The organism is Flavobacterium sp. (assembly GCF_027484945.1).
Taxonomy (GTDB): Bacteria; Bacteroidota; Bacteroidia; order Flavobacteriales; family Flavobacteriaceae; genus Flavobacterium.
On the sequence record NZ_JAIXRZ010000062.1, the window covers coordinates 44,855 to 67,106 of the forward strand.

Sequence of the window (22,252 nt, forward strand, 5' to 3'; positions counted from 1 at the left end):
ATTGTGTCTTAAAAAAGAAACAAAAATAACATTTATTTTATAAAATACAAAACATAATTAACTGATTATAATTTAATTAAGTATGGGTAAAAGTATATCTTTGTGTCGTCAAAGGTCAAGAGTCGATTAAACGCTGTATGGAAATTGCGGCAGCTGGCGGTCATAATATTATTCTCATCGGTCCTCCAGGCGCTGGTAAAACGATGTTGGCCAAACGATTACCCAGTATTTTACCTCCAATGACGCTTCGGGAGGCATTGGAAACAACCAAGATTCATAGTGTAGCTGGCAAGGTCAAGGAGGTCGGACTTATTAGTCAACGTCCGTTTCGGAATCCACACCATACCGCTTCTTCAGTCTCGTTGGTTGGTGGAGGAAGTTATCCGCAGCCAGGTGAAATTTCGTTAGCTCATAACGGGGTATTGTTCTTGGATGAGTTACCCGAGTTTAAAAGGGAAGTGTTGGAGGTTATGCGACAGCCTCTTGAAGACCGAGAAGTGACGATTTCACGAGCAAAATTCACCATTACCTATCCGTCTTCATTTATGTTGGTAGCGAGCATGAATCCGAGTCCGGGTGGGTATTTTAATGATCCTAATGCTGCGGTTACCACATCACCATCCGAAATGCAACGCTACTTAAGTAAAATTTCAGGTCCACTTTTGGACCGAATCGACATTCATATTGAAGTCACTCCAGTGCCTTTTGATAAGTTGGCCGACCGGCAGCGATCGGAGGGGAGTTCTATCATTCGCGAACGCGTAATTGCCGCCCGTGAACTCCAAACCCAGCGCTTTTCTGACATACCATCGATTCATTACAATGCACAAATGAATACACAATTAATACGCACCTATTGTGATTTGGACACAACCTCACTAACTTTGTTGAAAAGTGCAATGGAACGATTGAATTTGTCTGCACGTGCCTATGATCGAATTTTAAAAGTAGCCCGAACCATTGCCGATCTCGAAGCATCGCCAACTGTTCAAGCTTCACATATCGCTGAGGCCATTCAATACCGCAGTTTAGATCGTGAAGGTTGGTTGGGATAAAACTTTATATTATGAAACCATTTTTTTTGACACTGTGTATTGCGCTTAGTATGAGTGCTCAAGAGCTGCCTAAAGTATTTTCGGGATCGATCCAACGATTGACCGATTTTAATTCAAAATTTGTTACTTCACGCAACATCGATATTTGGTTGCCCGAAGGGTATACAGAAAGTAAAAAATACAGTGTTTTGTATATGCATGACGGTCAAATGTTGTATGATCCTTCAACTACTTGGAATAAGCAAGCTTGGGAAGTTGACGACGTGATGACCGAATTGGTGCAAAAGGGTAGCGTTCAAAACTGCATTGTAGTAGGGATATGGAATGGGGGAGTGACGCGTCATGCGGATTATTTTCCTCAAAAACCATTTGAGCAACTCAGTCAAAAGCAACAAGATTCATTATATTCAGTGAACCGTCCTAACGGAAATTCGGTTTTTCAAAAATATACCGTCCAATCCGACAAGTATTTGATGTTTATTGTAACCGAATTGAAACCTTTTATTGATAGTCATTTTGCAGTTTATACCGATGTAGCTCATACGTTTATAGCGGGTAGCAGTATGGGCGGATTGATTTCGATGTACGCCCTTTGTGAGTATCCCAAAATTTTTGGTGGTGCGGCCTGTTTATCAACCCATTGGCCGGGAGTTTTTTCGGTTGAAAACAACCCGATTCCTAAGCAATTTATTCGGTATTTGGAAAAACATTTACCCAAAACCAACTCTTGTAAAATCTACTTCGATTTTGGTACGGCCACATTAGATGCTTTATATGAACCGTATCAAAAGATGGTGGATCAGGTTTTATTGACAAAAGGTTGGTGTGAAAATCATTGGATAACACGAAAATTTGAAGGTGAAGATCATAGTGAGAAGGCATGGAACAAACGACTACCTATTCCATTAACCCATTTGTTGGGAAATTAAAGTTTGAAGTTGCTGCTTTCTATGAAATACCTATGAAAATTAATTTGTTTTTTTACTCCTTATTTTGTTGTAAGCTTAAATGACTCACATTAAAATTGAAAAATTTTAAAAACTTTTTTTATACATTTTAATTTGTTTTTATAAGGTGCATATCGGAGAGGAATATCCATACTGAAGGGCTTATAGACGCATGCTTTACGGTGGGAAAACGTTTCAAATCCCCAACGTCCATGGTAAGCGCCGTTGCCACTATTTCCAACACCTCCAAAAGGGAGTCGGCTATTATTGAAATGGATTATGGTGTCGTTAATGCAGCCCCCACCAAACGAATAGCGCTTAAAAAGGCTTTTTGCCCAGCTTAGATTATTTGAGAATACATATAATGCTAAGGGTTTTTCATAAGTAGAAATCCAATCATGAATTTCACTTTCATTAGTATATGAAATAATGGGGAGAATAGGTCCAAAGATTTCATCTTGCATTACCTTGCTGTTTTTTGTAGGGTTGCCAAGAAGCGTCGGACCCATATACCGTGAATTTTCATCACAATCGCCACCATAAAGCAAATCGCCATCCTTTAAAAACTGCTGTAGACGTTCCCAATTTTTAGTATTGATTATACGTGTATAATCGGGCGATTCTTTGGGATTAACACCATATGCACGTTCAATTTCTACTATCAGAGCAGCGGTTAATTTTTTATAGATCGATTCTTTTACCAAAATATAGTCGGGAGCAATACAGGTTTGCCCAGCATTGATAAATTTTCCCCAAACTAATCGTTTTGCCGTTACGCGAATATTGGTATCATCTGAAATTATGCAAGGGTTTTTGCCCCCGAGTTCAAGTGTGCAAGGGGTGAGGTGAGTGGCAGCAGCTTGAGCAACAATTTTGCCAACCGCAACACTGCCGGTGAAAAAAATATAATCCCATCGTTGTTGTAATAAATTTTGTGTTGGTGCAACACCTCCTTCAATTACTTGAACTTCTTCAGGATTAAACACCTCTTCAATAATATTTCGAATTATCGAGGAAACTGTAGGGGTAAGTTCAGAGGGTTTAAGTACAACAGTATTTCCTGCGGCTATTGCGGCTATCATAGGGGCTATCGCTAATTGAAACGGATAGTTCCAAGGCGCAATAATGAGTACTTTTCCATAGGGTTCAAAATAGATGCGATCTACCGATGGAAAATTGAGTATTGAAGGCCATTTTCGTTGGGGTTTGCTCCATTGGTCGATATGGCGCAGCGTGTGTTTAATGGATGATAAAACATAAGCAGTTTCTGTAACAACCGCTTCAAATTCGGGCTTATTAAAATCGGTTGCAAGAGCCTCAATTATCGCTTTTTCATTCGATTCAATACACCGATACAAAGCTTTGAGTTTTTGCTTGCGGTAGCTGATATGTTCGTGTAAATTCATCTTAAAATATACCTATGCGCCAACCAAATAAAGGTCAGCTTGACAACCCGATTCCGACATAATGTTCTTGCACTTTACCACTGAAATTTACAAAAAACAAAAAATTGGAGGTGCCGTTTTTTCGTCAATCAATATAGGGATTTGTATTAAAGTTAGCAACTTTTTTTAATGAATCAAAAAATCCATATACTAAGCTAAAGTATTCCAAAGCGAATCTTTGGGAGGAGGGGCGGTAATCGTAATAGATTCTTTTGTTACGGGATGTATAAAATGTAATTTATGTGCGTGTAGATGGATACCACCATCGGGATTACTTCGGTCAAAACCATATTTTAAATCGCCCTTTATTGGACATCCAATTGCAGCGAGTTGGGCACGAATTTGATGGTGACGCCCTGTGTGAAGTTCAATTTCTAAAGCAAAATACCGATCCAGTTTTTGTAGAATTCGATATGATAAACTTGCCATTTTACTCTCGGAAACTTCTTTGATATAGGCTTTTGAGGTATTGTTTTTAGTGTTACGCTTTAAATAGTGAATGATTGTGTCTTCTGACTTTGGTGGATTGTTTTTCACTATTGCCCAATACGTTTTTTGCGTTTCACGATTCCGGAATATTGCATTCATACGTTCCAACGCTTTTGAAGTTCGCGCAAATAAAACCAGCCCTGTAGTCGGCCGATCCAAACGATGCACTACACCCAAGAAAACTTCACCGGGTTTATGATACTTATTTTTGAGATATAATTTAACGATTTCAGAAAGCGGTTGATCTTGAGTTTTATCCCCTTGAACAATGTCGCCAACACGTTTGTTGACTACAACAAGATGGTTGTCTTCATACAATACGTCTAAATTGTCTGGTGTACTCAATAGCTTCATGAAAAAATCGAATTAACTGCAGTTGTAGGGTAAATGAATGGGTTTAACAGTTAGCGAATAAGCAATCAAAAATCATCTTCAAATCTTCAAATCCTCAAATCAATACTGCTCATTTGCATTAGGAAAGTCAACAGCTTTGACATCACTTACATACTGTCCAATGGCTTTGGTCATGTCTTCATACAAATTCATGTAACGGCGTAAAAAGCGCGGACTAAATTCATGGGTCATACCAATCATATCGTGCAATACCAATACTTGTCCATCAACACCGCTACCAGCTCCAATTCCAATTACGGGAATTTGGATACTCTCAGCTACTTTTTGTGCCAACTTAGCAGGGATTTTTTCCAAAACAAGAGCGAAACACCCCAACCGCTCTAAAAGTTTAGCATCTTCTATCAATTTGTCTGCTTCGGCTTCTTCTTTGGCGCGAACCGTGTACGTTCCAAATTTATAAATGGATTGTGGCGTTAAGCCCAAATGACCCATAACCGGTATTCCGGCATTTAATATTTTTTTAATCGAATCTTTAATTTCGGAGCCACCCTCTAATTTAACGGCATGACCACCACTTTCTTTCATAATTCGGATAGACGAACGCAACGCCTCTTTCGGATCGGATTGGTAAGTACCAAAGGGTAAATCTACAACAACCAACGCACGATCGATTGCACGAACAACGGAAGAGGCATGGTAAATCATCTGATCAAGAGTAATGGGTAGCGTCGTTTCATGACCAGCCATCACATTACTTGCCGAGTCGCCTACTAATATTACATCAACACCAGCCGTATCGACTATTTTTGCCATCGTATAATCATAAGCTGTAAGCATGGAAATTTTTTCTCCATTGGCTTTCATGTCCACAAGTGATTTTGTGGTGATTTTTTTATAATCTTTTTTTGCGACTGACATGTTTTTATTTTTTGTACTATTGTGCGCTGTAAAAATACTAAATTGCATTAGTTTAATTATGAAAACCTACGATTTTATATCGTAAGTTATTTTGAATTTTACACTTGATGAAAGCCCTACTTATTGTATTTACTTGTTTATTATCCCATGCAGTTCAAGGGCAAGAGCTTGAAGTTAAGCAAACAATAGCATTTTTTTTTGAGGGTTTTCATCAGCGGGATACGGTAAAAATGCAATCGGTATGCAGTAAAAATCTTCGATTACAGTCAATATTGGAATCAAAAACAAAAGGCAATCAACTTTCGGATCAAACCCCTGCTGAATTTTTCAATTCCATTGCAAAAATACCTTTAGAAGTTCGTTTTGAAGAGCGATTATTGAGTTATTCGATTCAAATTGACCATTCAATGGCAACCGTTTGGGCACCCTACGAATTTTATTTAAACGGGCAGTTAAGTCATTCTGGAGTGAATGTATTTACGTTGTATAAAGAAATGGACACTTGGAAGATTATTAATATTATAGATACCCGACGTCGATTATGAGAAACTGGATTTTATTTTTTATTCCCTTTTTAAGTTTAGGACAAAAGGATTCGTTGCAATTGGAATTTGGTGGATTCTTAGACACTTATTATTCGTATGATATTGATGCGCCAAAAGGCGAACAAAAGTTACCTTTCATGTATAATTACAATCGTCATAATGAATTTGCGGTCAATTTAGCGCTACTTAAAGCTAAAATCACTTATAAAAATTGTTATGCTTCTATTGCTTTGCAAGCAGGTACCTATGTGATGGATAATTATGCTAATGAAAACGTAAAGTACCTAAATGAAGCCTATGTAGGTACGTATTTGGATCAAGCGAAAAAGCATAATATAGAAATCGGTATATTACCAAGTTATATCGGTTTTGAGTCGGCGGCTAGTTTAAATAATCCAACGTTGACTCGTTCTATTTTAGCGGATAATTCGCCTTATTTTATGACGGGTATATGGTACCATTATAATCCCAATTCCCGATGGAGTATTGGGATGTTGGTCATGAATGGTTGGCAACGAATTCAAAAACCAGAGCGTTCAGCTGCCCCTGCTTTGGGTACGCAAGTTAGCTATAAACCCAGCTCGAAACACCTGCTAAATTGGAGTAGCTATGCCGGAAAAGAACAGTATGCTGCATTTTCAGGAATGCGTTGGTTTGAAAATTTCTATTGGGATGCCCAGTGGAGTCCAAATTGGCGGACAATTTTGGGAGTTGATTTGGGAATACAAAATACGCCCGATGGATCTAAAAATTGGTGGTCGCCTATTGCGATTACACAATATCAAGCGAATTCCCAATGGCAAATGGCATTACGATTAGAATACTATAGTGATCCCCATCAAATGATTATTGCAACAGGGCAACCATTTGCGACTTGGGGGAGTTCAGTAAATGTAGATTACACCTTAAATAAATACTTCAAATACCGCATTGAAACGCGCTATTTGTCTGCCACCGAGTCAGTTCTAAATTCGGCCAATTCGAACTTGTTTTTTACTACGGGATTAGTGCTTGGTTTTTAACAATCGGATAATCCTACGGTAATGGCTAAGCCCCCTTCTGAAGTCTCTTTGTATTTGTGGTTCATGTCTTTGGCAGTTTCCCACATGGTGTTGATGACTTTGTCAAGTGGAACTTTTGCGTTTTTAGCATCGGTTTCTAATGCCAATTCAGCCGCATTAATTGCCTTAATAGCACCCATCGTATTGCGTTCGATACACGGAATCTGAACCAAACCACCAATCGGATCACAGGTAAGACCAAGGTGATGTTCCATAGCAATCTCGGCCGCCATTTGTACTTGTTCAGGAGTACCACCCATAAGTTCGCATAAGGCTCCAGCAGCCATCGCTGAAGATACCCCAATTTCAGCTTGACAACCTCCCATAGCTGCCGAAATGGTTGATCCTTTTTTAAATAAGGAACCGATTTCTCCAGCCACTAATAAAAACTGCTTTATTTCTTTTTCATCAGCTTGATGATTTTCAATAACCATATAATACATGAGTACCGCAGGAATTACTCCAGCGCTACCATTGGTTGGTGCAGTGACAACACGTCCGAGCGCAGCATTTACTTCATTTACTGCCAATGCAAAACAACTTACCCATTTCAAGATTTGCCTAAATTTTACTTCGGTTTTTCGAATTACTGATAGCCATTCTTGCGGTGAGTTGTAGGGGAGATCACCAATTAAATTGGTATGCATATCAAATGCCCGTCGGCGCACATTTAATCCGCCAGGTAAGGTGCCTTCTGTATGACAACCGATATACATACATTCCAACATCGTATTCCAAATGCGCATCAGTTCAACGTGTATTTCTTCTTCCGAACGCATTGATTTTTCATTTTCGTATACAAGCGCTGAAATCGATTTATTTTGCTCATGACAATAGTTCAATAAATCTTCTGCGGTTTGCGTCGGGTAGGGGAATGCACATTTTAAGGCGCTTTTTGATTGGGTATTGTTTCGCTCTTCTTTGACTACAAATCCACCGCCAATTGAATAATACGTTTCTTCAACTGTAGCCAATCCTGCATAGGCAGTAAATCGAATGCCATTGGCATGGAACGGAAGAAAATTGCGGTTGAAAATAAGATCGGTTTCGATAGTAAATAGAATAGTGAATTGATTGTCGAGCTTGATTGAATTTTGACTTCGAATGGTATTTATTATCGAATCGATTTGCGCTACGGGAATATATTCAGGATCTTGACCGCTTAAACCCAACATTACGGCTAAATCGGTGGCATGGCCTTTTCCGGTTAAGGATAACGAACCATATAAATCAACTTGCACTCGCGCTACTTGATTCAATAGATTCTGCTCGCGAAGTACATTTAAAAACTGTTCTGCAGCGCGCCAAGGTCCGAGAGTGTGCGAACTAGAGGGGCCGACTCCTATTTTAAGCATGTCAAAAACCGAAATGCATTCTTCCATAAGGAAATGAGTGTTAGTTACTATACAAATATAGGATAAAGTTCCGAGCATTTTTCTAGAAAAAACGTTTTCGCAACCTAAATTATAAATTAAAACAAGTACTAATTTTGCAGCTACTCCTGTTCCAGATTCGTTTAAAATACTACGGATTTAATCATGATAGTATAGTTTAGCTGAATTAAATAAGTAAAATTTAGAGATAAAATGACATCTTGTCAGCAACTCGCTTTGATTTCTGACAAAATGAAGTCCATTTGGTAATGGCACAATAGTTGACTAATGCATGATGTGCAAATGCACTGCCTACAATACGGAGGTATTACAATTGAATTAAAAGAAAAGTATAATCATGGGAAAAATTATTGGTATCGATTTAGGTACAACAAATTCATGTGTAGCAGTTATGGAAGGTGGTGAGCCTGTAGTAATTGCAAATGCAGAAGGGAAAAGAACCACACCTTCAGTAATCGCTTTTGTTGAAGGGGGTGAGATTAAAGTTGGAGACCCTGCAAAACGTCAGGCTGTAACCAACCCGACCAAAACCATTGCGTCTATTAAGCGTTTTATGGGAAATAAGTATACAGAAAGTGCAAAAGAAGCATCAACAGTTGCTTATAAAGTAGTAAAAGGTGATAACGACACCCCTCGTGTAGACATCGATGGACGTTTGTATACACCCCAAGAGTTATCGGCTATGACGCTTCAAAAAATGAAAAAAACAGCTGAAGATTATTTGGGTCAGACTGTTACAGAAGCCGTTATTACGGTTCCGGCTTATTTTAATGATGCACAGCGTCAAGCTACAAAAGAAGCGGGTGAAATTGCAGGTTTAAAAGTCATGCGTATCATCAACGAACCTACAGCTGCAGCATTAGCTTATGGATTGGATAAAGCTGGAAAAGATCAAAAAATTGCAGTATACGACTTAGGAGGCGGGACTTTCGATATTTCCATTTTGGAATTGGGTGACGGTGTTTTTGAAGTATTATCAACCAATGGGGATACCCATTTAGGTGGAGACGATTTCGACCAAGTTATCATCGATTGGATGGCGAATGAATTTATGAGTGAAGAAAGCGTTGATTTGCGCAAAGACCCGATGGCATTACAGCGTTTGAAAGAAGCGGCTGAAAAAGCTAAAATCGAGTTATCGTCTTCAACACAAACCGAAATTAACTTACCGTACATCACAGCTACGGCGAGCGGACCGAAACACATGGTGAAAACGTTAACCCGTGCGAAGTTTGAACAGTTGGCTGACACCTTGGTTAAACGTTCGATGGAACCGGTAGCCAAAGCCTTGAAAGATGCTGGATTATCGACTTCTGATATTGATGAAGTAATCCTAGTGGGAGGTTCGACTCGTATTCCTGTTATCCAAGAACAAGTAGAAAAATTCTTCGGTAAAAAACCATCCAAAGGGGTAAATCCTGATGAAGTAGTAGCTGTTGGTGCAGCAATTCAAGGAGGTGTTTTAACTGGGGATGTGAAAGATGTCTTGTTATTGGATGTTACACCACTTTCCTTAGGAATTGAAACTATGGGGAATGTAATGACCAAGTTGATTGAAGCCAATACGACGATCCCTACTAAAAAATCACAAGTGTTTTCTACTGCGGCAGATAATCAACCGAGTGTGGAAATCCATGTATTGCAAGGCGAGCGTACCATGGCGGCAGATAACAAAACAATTGGTCGTTTCCACTTGGATGGAATACCACCAGCGCCTCGCGGAGTACCACAAATTGAAGTGACATTTGATATTGACGCAAACGGTATTATTAAAGTATCGGCGACCGATAAAGGAACCGGTAAATCACATGATATTCGTATCGAAGCGTCTTCAGGTTTAACACCAGAGGAAATCGACCGTATGAAGAAAGAGGCAGAAATGAATGCCGATGCCGATCGTCAAGCGAAAGAGAAAGCGGATAAGTTGAACGAAGCCGACAGTATGATTTTCCAAACAGAAAAACAATTGAGTGAGTACGGTGATAAATTATCGGAAGGTAACAAATCAACAATTACTGCAGCTTTGGATGAATTGAAAAAAGCGTATGAAACGAAAGACTTGGCAACCATTCAGCCCGCATTAGACGCAATTAATGAAGCATGGAAAAATGCTTCAGAGGAATTGTACAAAGCGCAAGCAGATGGTCAACCGCAAGAAGCACAACCTCAACAAGAAACTTCGGGTGATCAAACGCAGGATGTTGATTTTGAAGAAGTGAAGTAAATGCTATTTTAAATTTTATATTTTAAACCTTCCTGCCGGCAGGAAGGTTATAAATTAGGCCAGACAGAAGTTTGGCCTTTTTTTTGAAGAAAGAGCAAAGACCGTTGTGCAGAAAGAAGAAAGAAAAATTCTAACGACTAAAGTCTGAAAGTCTAGTCACTAATCACTAGTAACTCTAATGTCCAAAGTCTAGTCACTAATCACTAGTTACTAGTCACTCTGATGTCCAAAGTCTAGTCACTAGTTACTAATCACTAGTCACTCTTATGTCTAAAGTCTAATTCAGATCTTACAAAAGTTGGGTCTTTTTTTGGACTGTATTTTGCATCCAAGCAATAATTAAGGTGTGTGGAAAAGTAATTGCAGCCATTAACGAAAAGAATACCGCTTTGAAAAGCGTATCGTTATCGATTCCTATATAAGCAATTGCCATTCCACTAACCGCAATACTCCAGTATAAAATACTTGAACGTATGTAGGTGATCCAACTCGTGCGATTTTCAACTCCATATAAAAATTTAATTTGATCTTGTATTGAGGGTATACTGTGCCACAATACAAAGTACATGCTAAAACCCCAAATTAGTCCAGCATTATAAAAAAGAACAGCAAATACTACTAAATAGAAAAAGTTTATCCCTATTAAGGATCGAAATGAGGCATCATTTGAAGCTAAGATAGCCCCTAGAATAATAAGTAGTAAACCTGAGAAAACAGTTATTTCAGTAAACAGTAAGTTGGAAAAACTAGATCGCGTAATAGTTTGAATGATGGCCAAGACTTCCTGCTCATGAAATGAAAATAAAATTCCCAATACCAATAGGCCATACACACCTTGAAAAAGATGGCTAAACCATTTTTGTATGCGGTTGTTTTGTAATTTCCAATGTTGATTACCAAAGTGATAGCTGCTTATAATTATAAAAAGCAACAAACCTAAAGCCGGGTATACATAAAAGAATGCCATACCTAATACAACAATACCACAATATTTGATTAAGTCAGCTAGTTTATTTTTTTCAAAAAAACCACCTCTAATTTTTTTTACCAATACCAAATCATTAGCTCCATGTATGATTCCTAATAAGGATATTCCTACAAAACCAATAAGCTGTTGATTTTCAATAGTAATAAAATTTGAGAGCCATAACATGAAAAATGTCAATAGAATTCGGATATGAAGTGCATTTTCCATGTAAATGTTGTTAAAATTGTTTAATAAATATAATTAAATTTTAGACAAATTAAATTGTTTGTGTTTGAACTTTTGTAAATTTACTTAAACAATAATCAAATAATAACTTCTAAAACTACAAATTATGACAAATTTCAGTTTAATGATTGGTTTGGTATCAAAAATGCAACCAACCGATTACATTGGGTTCACATTCTTTATTGGCTGTATGGCCATGATGGCGGCTTCGGCCTTTTTCTTTTTATCGTTAAGTCAGTTTGACAAAAAATGGCGTACATCGGTATTGGTATCGGGTTTAATTACCTTTATTGCAGCGGTACACTATTTGTACATGCGTGACTATTGGAGTGCTTTTGGTGAGTCTCCAACATTTTTCCGTTATGTGGATTGGGTATTAACGGTGCCATTAATGTGTTTGGAATTCTATTTAATTTTAAAAGTTGCAGGAGCCAAAACTTCTTTATTGTGGAAAATGATTGGCTATTCTTTAGTAATGTTGGTAACGGGTTACTTTGGAGAGGCTGTTGATCCAGGAAATGCAGCACTTTGGGGCTTAATTTCTGGTCTTGCTTATTTTATTATTGTTTATGAAATCTGGATGGGTGAGGCTGCTAAATTAGCTAAAGCTGCTGGCGGAGCTGTTTTGGATGCACACAAAATTTTATGTTGGTTTGTACTAGTTGGATGGGCTATTTATCCATTAGGTTATATGTTAGGTACAGAAGGTTGGTACACGTCAATGTTAGGCAAAGGTAATGTTGATATTGCTTATAATATTGCTGACGCGATTAATAAAATTGGTTTTGGTTTAGTAAGTTACAATTTAGCTGTAAAGTCTAGTAAAGACTAATCTAAAGTTTCATCCTAATATAAAAGACGAATTCTAATTTTAGTGTTCGTCTTTTTTTTTTTTGGAATAGAGTGAATAGAGCAAAGAATATAAAATAGAGAATAGAGAATAGAGAATAGAGAATAGAGAATAGAGAATGCTACTAACGACTAACGACTAATGTCTAATGTCTAACGACTAATCACTAATCACTAATCACTAATTAAGCATTTGGTCACCAGAAGATATCTACTCGGTGATTTTGATTTCGAATAGTTTGTCCCAATTCTTACCAGTTACAAAAAAGGTTTTGGTGTCGGGGTTATAGGCAATACCGTTTAAGACGTCGGTATCGGGTAATTTAGTGATTTTAGTTTCCAAGCCCGATAAATCCAATACACCTTCTACAGCACCTGTTTTCGGATCGATTACCACAATGGCTTTCTGCTGGTACACATTACTATATATTTTCCCATTTGCCCATTCCAATTCGTTGAGCTGTTTTACTTTAGAATCTAATGAATATACATTAATGCTGCTCTCAATTTTAAAGGTTTCTGGATTTAAAGTATAAATTTTTTCAGAACCATCCGATTGGTATAGATTTGTACCGTCATGGGTTAAACCCCAACCTTCAATCTGGCGGTCATACGTAAACTCTTTGAGTTTTTTAAAATTGGTCGCATCATATACAAATCCTGTCGATTCTTGCCAGGTGAGTTGGTATACTTTTCCTTTTAAAATTGCAATTCCTTCTCCAAAATATTTTGGGTCTAGATTCGAACTCAAGTCGGCTTTCCCTGTTTTATAGTCGGTTCGCACTACTTTAGATTTACCATATTGTCCGGTTCCCTCATATAAAATACCTTCATAAAATTGCAATCCTTGGGTATACGAATTGATGTCGTGGGGATAGGTGTTGACAATGGTGTACTTTAGCAACTTGGGTTGGATTTTTGAAACCAATTCCAATCGAGTTGTATCGGCAGTAGATTTTTCATTGCTATATATCGTAGCAATTAAATCATGGTAGCCAAGTTTTTCAAGGTTTAGAGGAAATGAAAAGTCCAATTGCCCTTTTACCGAACCAATGCGTTTGCTGTTTAATACATAGACAATACTATCAATGGGTAAATTGTTAGGGTTGATAATGGCTGCATTAACAGTCGCACCAGTGGTATAGGTTGCTTTTATTTTGGTGTCATCAATTTGAAATCCGGTTTCGGTACTTGAGCAACCAGTTAAAACAATACCGGTTAATAAAATGACTTTGAAGTATTTAATTGTTTTCATTGAATATAGAATCGATAGAATCGTTGCAAATGTATTATTTATGCACATAAGATGTTGCAAAAAAATAAAAAGAATGTATCTTTGCAACGGCAAGTCCTACACGACCAGCTCCTGCAAAATCCTCCAGGATGGGAACATAGCAAAGGTATGTGGTTGTAGCGGTGCGATGTAGGTCGCTTGCCATTTTTTTTTGAACTTTCCTTATCAAATTCTCTTCGTTTTTATGGTTCTTCAATGGCATATCATAAAACTACAACTCAAAGAGGTTTTTTCTATAAGTTATGGTGATTACAATTTTCGAGAAGCCTTAATCGTTCGCTTGTCACATGCAGGTTATTCAGGATTTGGCGAATGTACGGCTATCAATTATTACCAAATAAATTTAGCTGAATTTGAACGCTTGTTAGCCTATCATGAATCAACTATTACAGCCTTTGGAATTGATCATCCGTGTGAATTTTATTCGTTTTTATGTCATTTACAATTACCCGATTTTTTAAAATCGGCTTTAGATTGTGCCTATTGGGATTTATTTGGAAAGTTGGAAAAACGATCGTTTGTCGAAATGAATGGCATTTCTACAGCAATTTTGCCGCAATCGAGTTGGACTATTTCAGTGGCTCCTGTGGAAATGCAAATGCAAAAAATGCAGGCTTCGGCATGGCCTAAGTTCAAAGTGAAATGCAATGGTTTTGACCTCGTCGCCATTCAAACCTTAGTGGATTCGGGCTTTCCGATTTCCTTAGATTCTAATGCGAGTTTTACGCCTACAGATTGTTTGAGATTACCGCAAATTCAAGGAATAGAACGAATTCAATATGCAGAGCAACCTATGCCGGTTGGATATGAAAATTACAGGTATTTAACTGCTTCCGATTCTATTAATTGGATGGCGGATGAAGAGGCGCAACATGTTTCCGATTTGGTTGCTTTACAACCCTATTACCAGAGTGTGAATGTAAAAGTGATGAAATGTGGCGGACTCACGCCTGCGCTCGAAATGGTGCGTACGGCCAAAGCGATGGGCTTCCAAGTCATGTTAGGGTGCATGACCGAATCGACGGTAGGCATTTCGGCAGGTGCGGTATTGGCCCCTTTGTGCGATTTTGCCGATTTGGATGGCTCTAATCTCATTGCGAATGATTGTGCAACAGGAACACAAATCAATAACGGAAATATAGAATTGGCTCTTTCACCAGGCTTAGGGATTCAATTAAAATAAATATCTTTATCAAAAAATAACCAAAATGAAATTTCAACCGATTGCTCCGATGATTTGGACGAGCGAACTAGAAGTTACTATTTCGCTTTTACTGCGAAATCTTGGGTTTTCATTTGGACAATTACAGTAAGCGGTGGGCAGTAGGCAGGATACAGTGAGCAGTGAGCAGGATACAGTATGCAGGATACAGTGAGCAGTAAAGTGTCAGTCTAACGTCTAATCACTAGTCACCAGTCACTAATCACTAGTCAACATTCACTTAAATAAAATGAACAAAGTAGTTTTCATCACCGGAGGTTCTTCGGGTATTGGCCGAGCGATCGGTGAGTTTTTACAGGAAAAGGGATGTACGGTGTATGGAACGAGTCGTAACCCTGAGCGCGTCACCGATTCTAAAATAAAACTTTTAGAATTGGATGTGCGTAATCCAGTCACAATACAAGCTGCAGTACAGCAATTGTTGGTTGAAGCGGGTCGTATTGATGTATTGATTAACAATGCGGGCGTGGGCATTACGGGTCCGATTGAAGAAATTCCAACCGACGAAATTAAGAACAACTTTGAAACCAACGTTTTCGGTCCGATTGAAGTGATGAAAGCGGTGTTGCCCCACATGCGCGCACAGCGTTCGGGCTTAATCATAAATATTACCTCTATAGCTGGTTATATGGGCTTGCCCTATCGCGGCGTGTATTCGGCTTCCAAAGGGGCCTTAGAGTTAATTACCGAAGCGGTAAGCATTGAAGTGAAGGGGTTTGGTATTCACGTGACCAATGTGGCGCCGGGTGATTTTGCGACCAACATTGCTGCCGGACGCTATCATGCGCCTGTCGTTGCGGGTTCGGCCTATGAGGCGACTTATGGCAAGACCTTGGCGGCGATGGACGAACATGTAGATTCGGGCAGTAATCCGTTGGAAATGGCCCAAGCGATTTATACGATTATGCAGGCCAAAAAGCCCAAATTGCATTATAAAATAGGCGCATTTATGCAGCGTTTTTCCATAGTGTTGAAACGTATTTTACCCGATCGAATGTATGAGAGGCTATTGATGAAGCATTATGGGGTGTGAGTTAGTGACTAGTGACTAGTAGTTAGTTGTAAGTCAAAAGTCGTAAGTCAAAAGTTGTAAGTCATAAGTCATAAGTCGTAAGTCGTAAGTCGTAAGTCGTAAGTCGTAAGTCTGAAAGTCGTAAGAAGTAAGTCGTAAGTCGTAAGTCAAAAGATGTAAGTCGTAAGTTGTAAGTCAAAAGTTGTAATTCGTAAGTAGTAAGTCGTAAGTCAAAAGTCGTAAGTCGTAAGTCGTAAGTCTGAAAGTCGCTAATCACTAGTTACTATTCACTAGTTGCTATTGACTAGTTACTAATCACTAATCACTAATCACTAATCACTAATCACTAATCACTAATTACTAAAATCCAAACTAAATTTCTTCAATCAAAACCGGTGTTGTATTTTTGCATTCGGATGCGCTAGGGATGGAGGGATTGTTGAAGCTCGCCCGAAGGATGAGGGTAGCGACTCCCGACAGCTCGACCCCGGAAGTATGAAGGGGTAGCGCCCGCTAATTGTATCACGAAACACAACGATTTTAAATACATATTATGAAATTTTTTATTGACACGGCGAATTTAAATGACATTCGCGAAGCGCAAGCCTTAGGGATTTTAGATGGGGTAACCACCAATCCTTCTTTAATGGCAAAAGAGGGGATTAAGGGAACTGATAACATTTTGAAGCATTATGTGGATATTTGCAACATTGTAGCAGGGGATGTAAGTGCCGAAGTTAATGCTACCGATTATGAAGGGATGGTGCGTGAAGGGGAGCAATTGGCCGACCTTCATCCGCAGATAGTAGTGAAATTGCCTATGACTAAAGACGGTGTGCGCGCCTGTAAATATTTTTCGGATAAAGGCATCAAAACGAATGTAACGTTGGTGTTCTCTGCGGGTCAGGCGCTATTAGCCGCTAAAGCAGGTGCGACTTATGTTTCGCCTTTCGTTGGACGTTTGGATGATATTTCGACCGACGGTTTGAACCTGATTCAAGAGATTCGTGAAATCTATGACAACTATGGTTATGAAACCGAAATCTTAGCCGCTTCTGTGCGTCATACAATGCATATTGTGAACTGTGCGAAGATAGGTGCGGATGTGATGACGGGCCCGTTATCAGCCATCTTAGGATTGTTGAAACACCCATTGACCGATATTGGTTTGGCGCAGTTTATAGCCGACTATCAAAAAGGAAATCAATAAGTAAGAAAATAAAAAAAGTCCCAATTTTTGGGACTTTTTTATTTAAGGTCATCTTCAAAACGAATATCAAACATATTGGTAAATCCGTTTTTAATCGTTTTATCTTTGTTGATGATGAGCGTTCGGTGAATTTTAGTGATAGCCCACTTGTTTTTAATATCTTCAAAATTATTGCAGTGGTATTGGCGAATTGAACCGAAGTCGTATTTTTCTAACGCTTTTTTCCAGGTACTAAAACCGCTATCGAGGTTTATGGCAACGAATTCGTAATTGGGGTATTTCAGTTGAAGTTCTTTTGCTTTCTTATGGGCAGCAATTAAATGCGAACTTAATTTATCGCTCCAAAAAAACAGAATTGTATTTTTTTGAATAAGCTTTGAAGCTGGTAGGGATTTACCGTCAATTGATTGCACAAGTACATCGGGTAGTGGCTTTCCATTGGTTAATCGCCCAATCGCTTTTCCAAGCTTCAGGATTTCGTTTTTTTTACTCTTGTCTGTAGCTATTTTATAATAATGCTTTAAAAATTCTTGGTTATTCACCATGTTTTGGTCTTCCAAAAGATATTGAAAAGCAATACTATTTACCACGATATTTTTAACCTTCTCATTTTTTAATAAGGTATCGGCAATTTTGAGCTTATTAATATTGGTTTTTAATGCCAAATCGACTTCGGTGAAATGATTGTGGTAATGAATCGACCCCACATTATTTAACATTAAATTGAGGTACAACACAAAAGGATTGAAGTCGGTTAACTTTTCATTGCTAAAGTCAATCGATTTTCGAAAGCCGTAATAATTTTTTGGTAGTTGATGGGTAACATCGTGACCCGTTCGCATTTTATGAATTATTGGATAAATTTCTTTGCGCGTATAGTGAGGGTAAAGAAACATACCTTGCGCATAAACATCAAAGTCATCAGTCCAATTGATTTCTTCTTTTTTGGATTGGTAAAATTTTCGATTAGCTTCATTTACTTTTTGAATGTAGGCATTGTATTTTTTTACATCATAATCGTAAATTTCAAACATATTATTTTTCTCTTTTTCATTGCGCAAAAACATTTCCATAAGGAAATTGTTCTTTTGGTCCCCACGTCCACAAAAAACGATCGATTGGTCGAAATCTTTAGAGTCGATATGCACCCTCAATGAATCGTTTTTATCAAAATAAACATACTGGTATTCAGGTTCATGTTTAAATGAATACAATCCAGGCGCTAAAGAATCAAATTTTTTAAAAAAGGTGTTATCTTTATTTAAGGGTAGGGTATCAATTACTTTATTATTCTGGCAAAATAGAACATAGCGGTTTTGTGGATTCTCTACTTCACCACCAAAATAAGCCGTGTGATTGTCGGCTGCAAATTCACTTTTTTTACAAGAAGTGAACAGCGTCAAAAACACCGTACATAAAACAATATAGGTTGATGCGATTTTACTCTTCATGCGATACTCCTGTTGCAACAAACAAAAGTATTCAGTTGTCGCATTAACTAGTGTTAACCATTAGTTAAACTTAGAGATTGAGATTATGTGGTTGAAATAAACACGATTTGTTTACATTTGAAACTAGAATTTACTTAAGAAATGAATATTAGATTTGTATTTGGCTGTTTTATGTTTGCAATAGGTGTAGTGGCGCAGCAAAATGTATTTTATAATGGATTGGATGTAAGTGATTTATGCAAAAACTTTATCCAATGGCAGCACTATAACGATAAGCAAATAGCACTATATTCCAATTTCGAACCGTTGGATGAAAACGGACAAGCGATTAGTCGTATGGAATTTATGCAAAAATTAGAATCGGGACTTTTTGTTTGTGTTGCTAATCCGTTACAAATGAATCAATACCGACTTTTTCGTTTGGATCACAATGCCAATCCGGGAGTGAGCGCTATTTTGAGCGAACAAGGATTTAATGAGATTCAGAACCTTAAAAAAGAAGGCCTCTATTTTTCAGCATTTGATGCATTTGATCTTGACGGGAATCGTATTTCGAATACTACCCTACAAGGAAAATATGTGGTTATTAAATGTTGGTACATCCATTGCCCAGTCTGTGTCAAAGAATTTCCCGAAGTCAATGCTTTGGCTACTAAATACAAGGCATTGCGAGATGATGTAGTTTTTTTAAGTATGGCTGAGGAAAGTCCTGAAGATTTGAAGGTTTTTTTGGCGAAAAAGAAATTGGATTATCTCGTGATTCCCAAGATGAAAGACTTTATGAATCGTACTTTAGGTTTAAATACATTTCCTACACATTTTTTATTGGATACCGAAGGAAAAATTATCAAAGTCGTCTCCTCCGTAGATGCCTTAGAATGGGTATTAAGCACCTATTTGCGTTCCTAAAAAACAAGTATTAAAAAGATGGATTAAGTCGGGTTATTTGCTTATTTTTGCACCGAATTTAAAAACCCCTTATAACATGTTAACCGTATCCAATTTATCCGTACAGTTTGGTAAACGTATTTTATTTGATGAAGTACAGACTTCATTTACGCAAGGAAACTGCTATGGAATCATTGGTGCCAATGGGGCCGGAAAATCAACATTTCTAAAAATATTAGCAGGCGATATGGACCCAACTTCGGGTCGCGTAATTTTAGAGCCGGGCAAACGTATGTCGGTTTTAAATCAGAACCACAATATGTTTGACGAACACACAGTGTTGGAAACGGTGTTGATGGGAAACAAAGTATTACATGCGATTAAATCGGAAATGGATGCTTTATATGCCGATTATTCGGATGAAAATGCGGATCGAATTGGCGAATTGCAAATTCAGTTTGATGAGATGAACGGTTGGAATGCCGATAGTGATGCAGCAGCATTATTGTCTAATTTGGGTATTGGTGCTGATTTTCACTATACATTAATGGCCGAAATGGAAGGTAAATTAAAAGTTCGCGTTCTTTTAGCGCAAGCTTTATTTGGTAACCCGGATGTGTTAATTATGGACGAGCCGACCAATGATTTGGACTTTGAAACCATTGGCTGGTTGGAGAATTTTTTAGCAAATTATGAAAATACGGTAATTGTCGTTTCGCACGACCGTCACTTTTTAGATGCCGTTTGTACCCATATTTCAGATATTGATTATGGTAAAATTACCCATTATTCGGGTAACTATACGTTTTGGTACGAGTCGAGCCAGTTAGCAGCTAAACAACGTGCACAACAAAACAAAAAAGCCGAAGAGAAGAAAGCTGAATTAGAAGAGTTTATTCGTCGTTTTAGTGCCAATGTCGCTAAGTCAAAACAAGCGACTTCGCGTAAAAAAATGTTGGAGAAATTGAATTTAGATGAAATCAAACCTTCGAGTCGTCGCTATCCGGCTATTATATTTGATCAAGATCGGGAAGCGGGAGATCAAATTTTAAATATTCAAAACTTGGCCGCTTCGGTTGACGGGGAGGTGTTGTTTAAAAATGTTGATCTCAATATGGCCAAAGGAGATAAGATTGTTGTATTTTCCAAAGATTCTCGGGCTACGACTGCTTTTTATGAGATTTTAAATGGTCATTTAACGGCCGATGCAGGAACGTATGAATGGGGCGTAACTACGATTCAATCGTATTTGCCCAATGATAACCATGAGTTTTTTCAATCGGATAGTAATTTAGTAGATTGGTTACGCCAATGGGCCAAAACAGAAGAAGAGCGCGATGAAGTATACGTACGTGGTTTTTTGGGTAAAATGATTTTTTCGGGTGAAGAAGCCTTGAAAAAGTGTAATGTTTTATCCGGAGGTGAAAAAGTGCGCTGTATGTTATCGCGAATGATGATGTTGCGCGCCAATGTTTTGATGTTGGACGAACCTACAAACCACTTAGACTTGGAATCGATTACAGCCTTCAATAATTCACTCAAAAACTTTAAAGGATCTGTATTGTTTACAACCCATGACCATGAGTTTGCTCAGACCGTAGCGACGCGTGTTTTAGAGTTAACCCCTAATGGTGCTATCGATCGTTATATGACCTTTGATGATTATTTGGATGATCCGAAAGTAAAAGAAATTCGACAAAAAATGTACGTTTAACGCATAACTCATCCCAAAATAATTTTTGGGATTTTTTATATGGATTCTTTTTTGTGTTTCCAACGTTTGTGCGTCCACATATAATATTCGGGTTGCGCATTGATTTGTTCTTCAACTTTGGACATAAAATATTCAGATATTTTATAATCGGGAACCGTCTTTACATCATCGGTTAATACTTCAAAAGTACCCACATAGTAACCGCGTTTTACTTTTTCAACCCGTAAATAAATCATGTTCATATCATACCTTTTAGCCAATGATTCTGCCCCAATATGTATAGGAGTTTCAATGCCCATGAAATGATGCCAATACAGATTTTCACCCCAACGCGGCGTTTGGTCACTAGCAAATCCATAAACACCTAAAATACCTTCTTTAGCATTGGATTCGATAATTTTTTTGGTTTCTTTCGTCGTAATTAAGTAGGCTTTAAAACGGGAACGAATATCACGGACCATTTTGTCAAAATACGGATTGTTAATGCGCTTGTATATCGCATATCCCTTAAATTGTATGATGTGATTCATTGAAATCACCCATTCATAACTCGCATAATGGGGGATAAGAACAGCAATGCTTTTTCCTTTCTTTTCTAATTCGGTATAGACCTCTAGATTGGTGTAGGAAAAGCGTGCATCGATTTCTTTTCGTGAAATTGCCATTGTTTTGATCATTTCCATAAACATATCACATAAATGGCGATAGGATTTTTTTTCAATCGCAATGATTTCAGCGGTTGATTTTTGTGGAAAGGCCAATTCAAGATTTTTACGTACCGTCTTTTTTCGGTACCCTATGAGTCGGTAAACCAAAAGATACGTAGCATCAGAAAGCAAATATAGCATAGGAAATGGCAGTCGAGCGATGCACCAAATCAAGGGATACAATAAAAGATATGCCAGTAATTGCATTCGAAATAATTTATGCAAATATAAAAGTAAAGCTTTAGTTATACTAAGCAATT

The 22,252-nt window shown here is 38.0% G+C and carries 18 protein-coding genes, 1 other RNA gene and 1 pseudogene; 12 read left to right on the plus strand and 8 right to left on the minus strand.

Annotated elements, in window-relative coordinates:
* Nucleotides 1–107: 107 nt before the first annotated feature.
* Together Q0039_RS08710 and Q0039_RS08715 are read left to right on the plus strand one after the other, a co-directional pair.
* Nucleotides 108–1,055: pseudogene (locus Q0039_RS08710) on the plus strand (YifB family Mg chelatase-like AAA ATPase); the annotation flags it as partial.
* An 11-nt stretch (nt 1,056–1,066) separates the two neighbouring features.
* Nucleotides 1,067–1,984 carry an alpha/beta hydrolase-fold protein gene (locus tag Q0039_RS08715; protein ID WP_297511739.1) on the plus strand — a complete coding sequence of 306 codons (918 nt, stop codon included), beginning with the start codon at nt 1,067–1,069 and terminating at the stop codon, nt 1,982–1,984.
* 89 nt (nt 1,985–2,073) lie between these two features.
* Here Q0039_RS08715 and Q0039_RS08720 read toward each other — a convergent pair whose 3' ends face one another.
* The 3 genes from Q0039_RS08720 to panB form a co-directional block, all read right to left on the minus strand.
* Nucleotides 2,074–3,408 (minus strand): aldehyde dehydrogenase, encoded by a 1,335-nt coding sequence (locus Q0039_RS08720; RefSeq protein ID WP_297511741.1) that lies wholly within the window; start codon nt 3,406–3,408, stop codon nt 2,074–2,076.
* 189 nt (nt 3,409–3,597) lie between these two features.
* Nucleotides 3,598–4,290, minus strand: coding sequence for an RluA family pseudouridine synthase (locus tag Q0039_RS08725; protein WP_297511743.1), 693 nt, complete (start codon nt 4,288–4,290; stop codon nt 3,598–3,600).
* Between the two features lie 99 nt (nt 4,291–4,389).
* On the minus strand, nt 4,390–5,208 hold the full coding sequence (panB, locus tag Q0039_RS08730) for a 3-methyl-2-oxobutanoate hydroxymethyltransferase (RefSeq protein ID WP_297511745.1): 819 nt from the start codon (nt 5,206–5,208) through the stop codon (nt 4,390–4,392).
* Nucleotides 5,209–5,315: 107 nt separating this feature from the next.
* Here panB and Q0039_RS08735 point away from each other — a divergent pair, with 107 nt between their 5' ends.
* Nucleotides 5,316–5,753, plus strand: coding sequence for a nuclear transport factor 2 family protein (locus Q0039_RS08735; RefSeq protein ID WP_297511747.1), 438 nt, complete (start codon nt 5,316–5,318; stop codon nt 5,751–5,753).
* Nucleotides 5,750–6,775 (plus strand): outer membrane beta-barrel protein, encoded by a 1,026-nt coding sequence (locus Q0039_RS08740; RefSeq protein ID WP_297511749.1) that lies wholly within the window; start codon nt 5,750–5,752, stop codon nt 6,773–6,775. Before Q0039_RS08735 ends, Q0039_RS08740 begins: the two co-directional genes overlap by 4 nt.
* Here the strand turns inward: Q0039_RS08740 and Q0039_RS08745 are convergent.
* Entirely contained in the window at nt 6,772–8,196 is a 1,425-nt protein-coding gene (locus Q0039_RS08745) for an L-serine ammonia-lyase (RefSeq protein WP_297511751.1), read from the minus strand. The genes Q0039_RS08740 and Q0039_RS08745 overlap by 4 nt on opposite strands.
* Nucleotides 8,197–8,545: 349 nt before the next feature.
* On the opposite strand from Q0039_RS08745, the gene dnaK reads away from it, so the two are divergent.
* Entirely contained in the window at nt 8,546–10,432 is a 1,887-nt protein-coding gene (gene dnaK / locus Q0039_RS08750) for a molecular chaperone DnaK (protein WP_297511752.1), read from the plus strand.
* Between the two features lie 289 nt (nt 10,433–10,721).
* On the opposite strand, the gene Q0039_RS08755 is transcribed toward dnaK, so the two are convergent.
* On the minus strand, nt 10,722–11,627 hold the full coding sequence (locus Q0039_RS08755; RefSeq protein ID WP_297511754.1) for a Brp/Blh family beta-carotene 15,15'-dioxygenase: 906 nt from the start codon (nt 11,625–11,627) through the stop codon (nt 10,722–10,724).
* A gap of 124 nt (nt 11,628–11,751) precedes the next feature.
* Between Q0039_RS08755 and Q0039_RS08760 the strand changes: the two genes are divergently transcribed.
* On the plus strand, nt 11,752–12,477 hold the full coding sequence (locus Q0039_RS08760; protein WP_297511756.1) for a bacteriorhodopsin-like: 726 nt from the start codon (nt 11,752–11,754) through the stop codon (nt 12,475–12,477).
* A gap of 228 nt (nt 12,478–12,705) precedes the next feature.
* Here Q0039_RS08760 and Q0039_RS08765 read toward each other — a convergent pair whose 3' ends face one another.
* Nucleotides 12,706–13,749 (minus strand): glutaminyl-peptide cyclotransferase, encoded by a 1,044-nt coding sequence (locus Q0039_RS08765; protein ID WP_297511758.1) that lies wholly within the window; start codon nt 13,747–13,749, stop codon nt 12,706–12,708.
* 87 nt (nt 13,750–13,836) lie between these two features.
* Between Q0039_RS08765 and ffs the strand changes: the two genes are divergently transcribed.
* The 4 genes from ffs to fsa all read left to right on the plus strand — a co-directional run bounded on the left by ffs (nt 13,837) and on the right by fsa (nt 17,232).
* An RNA gene (gene ffs, locus Q0039_RS08770) (signal recognition particle sRNA small type) lies at nt 13,837–13,935 on the plus strand.
* Between the two features lie 37 nt (nt 13,936–13,972).
* Nucleotides 13,973–14,971 carry an enolase C-terminal domain-like protein gene (locus Q0039_RS08775; RefSeq protein ID WP_297511760.1) on the plus strand — a complete coding sequence of 333 codons (999 nt, stop codon included), beginning with the start codon at nt 13,973–13,975 and terminating at the stop codon, nt 14,969–14,971.
* Between the two features lie 268 nt (nt 14,972–15,239).
* Nucleotides 15,240–16,043: an SDR family oxidoreductase gene (locus Q0039_RS08780; protein WP_297511762.1), complete on the plus strand. Its 804-nt coding sequence runs from the start codon at nt 15,240–15,242 to the stop codon at nt 16,041–16,043.
* Between the two features lie 532 nt (nt 16,044–16,575).
* Nucleotides 16,576–17,232, plus strand: coding sequence for a fructose-6-phosphate aldolase (gene fsa / locus Q0039_RS08785; RefSeq protein ID WP_297511764.1), 657 nt, complete (start codon nt 16,576–16,578; stop codon nt 17,230–17,232).
* Nucleotides 17,233–17,270: 38 nt separating this feature from the next.
* Here fsa and Q0039_RS08790 read toward each other — a convergent pair whose 3' ends face one another.
* Complete coding sequence (locus tag Q0039_RS08790) at nt 17,271–18,683, minus strand: thioredoxin-like domain-containing protein (protein WP_297511765.1); 1,413 nt, start codon at nt 18,681–18,683, stop codon at nt 17,271–17,273.
* Between the two features lie 141 nt (nt 18,684–18,824).
* On the opposite strand from Q0039_RS08790, the gene Q0039_RS08795 reads away from it, so the two are divergent.
* Nucleotides 18,825–19,592 (plus strand): TlpA disulfide reductase family protein, encoded by a 768-nt coding sequence (locus tag Q0039_RS08795; protein WP_297511767.1) that lies wholly within the window; start codon nt 18,825–18,827, stop codon nt 19,590–19,592.
* A gap of 76 nt (nt 19,593–19,668) precedes the next feature.
* Nucleotides 19,669–21,285: an ATP-binding cassette domain-containing protein gene (locus Q0039_RS08800; RefSeq protein WP_297511769.1), complete on the plus strand. Its 1,617-nt coding sequence runs from the start codon at nt 19,669–19,671 to the stop codon at nt 21,283–21,285.
* A gap of 35 nt (nt 21,286–21,320) precedes the next feature.
* Here the strand turns inward: Q0039_RS08800 and Q0039_RS08805 are convergent, their stop codons facing one another.
* A complete protein-coding gene (locus Q0039_RS08805) occupies nt 21,321–22,199 on the minus strand; it encodes a lipid A biosynthesis acyltransferase (protein WP_297511771.1) in 879 nt (292 codons plus the stop codon).
* Between the last annotated feature and the right edge of the window lie 53 nt (nt 22,200–22,252).

Bases quoted from the DNA above. Each gene is read 5' to 3' on its own strand.
- Q0039_RS08780 (WP_297511762.1), top strand. From the start codon at position 15,240: ATGAACAAAGTAGTTTTCATCACCGGAGGTTCTTCGGGTATTGGCCGA.
- dnaK (WP_297511752.1), top strand. From the start codon at position 8,546: ATGGGAAAAATTATTGGTATCGATTTAGGTACAACAAATTCATGTGTA.
- Q0039_RS08740 (WP_297511749.1), top strand. From the start codon at position 5,750: ATGAGAAACTGGATTTTATTTTTTATTCCCTTTTTAAGTTTAGGACAA.
- Q0039_RS08760 (WP_297511756.1), top strand. From the start codon at position 11,752: ATGACAAATTTCAGTTTAATGATTGGTTTGGTATCAAAAATGCAACCA.
- Q0039_RS08800 (WP_297511769.1), top strand. From the start codon at position 19,669: ATGTTAACCGTATCCAATTTATCCGTACAGTTTGGTAAACGTATTTTA.
- panB (WP_297511745.1), bottom strand. From the start codon at position 5,208: ATGTCAGTCGCAAAAAAAGATTATAAAAAAATCACCACAAAATCACTT.
- Q0039_RS08805 (WP_297511771.1), bottom strand. From the start codon at position 22,199: ATGCAATTACTGGCATATCTTTTATTGTATCCCTTGATTTGGTGCATC.
- Q0039_RS08775 (WP_297511760.1), top strand. From the start codon at position 13,973: ATGGTTCTTCAATGGCATATCATAAAACTACAACTCAAAGAGGTTTTT.
- Q0039_RS08765 (WP_297511758.1), bottom strand. From the start codon at position 13,749: ATGAAAACAATTAAATACTTCAAAGTCATTTTATTAACCGGTATTGTT.
- Q0039_RS08795 (WP_297511767.1), top strand. From the start codon at position 18,825: ATGAATATTAGATTTGTATTTGGCTGTTTTATGTTTGCAATAGGTGTA.
- Q0039_RS08735 (WP_297511747.1), top strand. From the start codon at position 5,316: ATGAAAGCCCTACTTATTGTATTTACTTGTTTATTATCCCATGCAGTT.
- Q0039_RS08720 (WP_297511741.1), bottom strand. From the start codon at position 3,408: ATGAATTTACACGAACATATCAGCTACCGCAAGCAAAAACTCAAAGCT.
- fsa (WP_297511764.1), top strand. From the start codon at position 16,576: ATGAAATTTTTTATTGACACGGCGAATTTAAATGACATTCGCGAAGCG.
- Q0039_RS08745 (WP_297511751.1), bottom strand. From the start codon at position 8,196: ATGGAAGAATGCATTTCGGTTTTTGACATGCTTAAAATAGGAGTCGGC.
- Q0039_RS08790 (WP_297511765.1), bottom strand. From the start codon at position 18,683: ATGAAGAGTAAAATCGCATCAACCTATATTGTTTTATGTACGGTGTTT.
- Q0039_RS08725 (WP_297511743.1), bottom strand. From the start codon at position 4,290: ATGAAGCTATTGAGTACACCAGACAATTTAGACGTATTGTATGAAGAC.
- Q0039_RS08755 (WP_297511754.1), bottom strand. From the start codon at position 11,627: ATGGAAAATGCACTTCATATCCGAATTCTATTGACATTTTTCATGTTA.
- Q0039_RS08715 (WP_297511739.1), top strand. From the start codon at position 1,067: ATGAAACCATTTTTTTTGACACTGTGTATTGCGCTTAGTATGAGTGCT.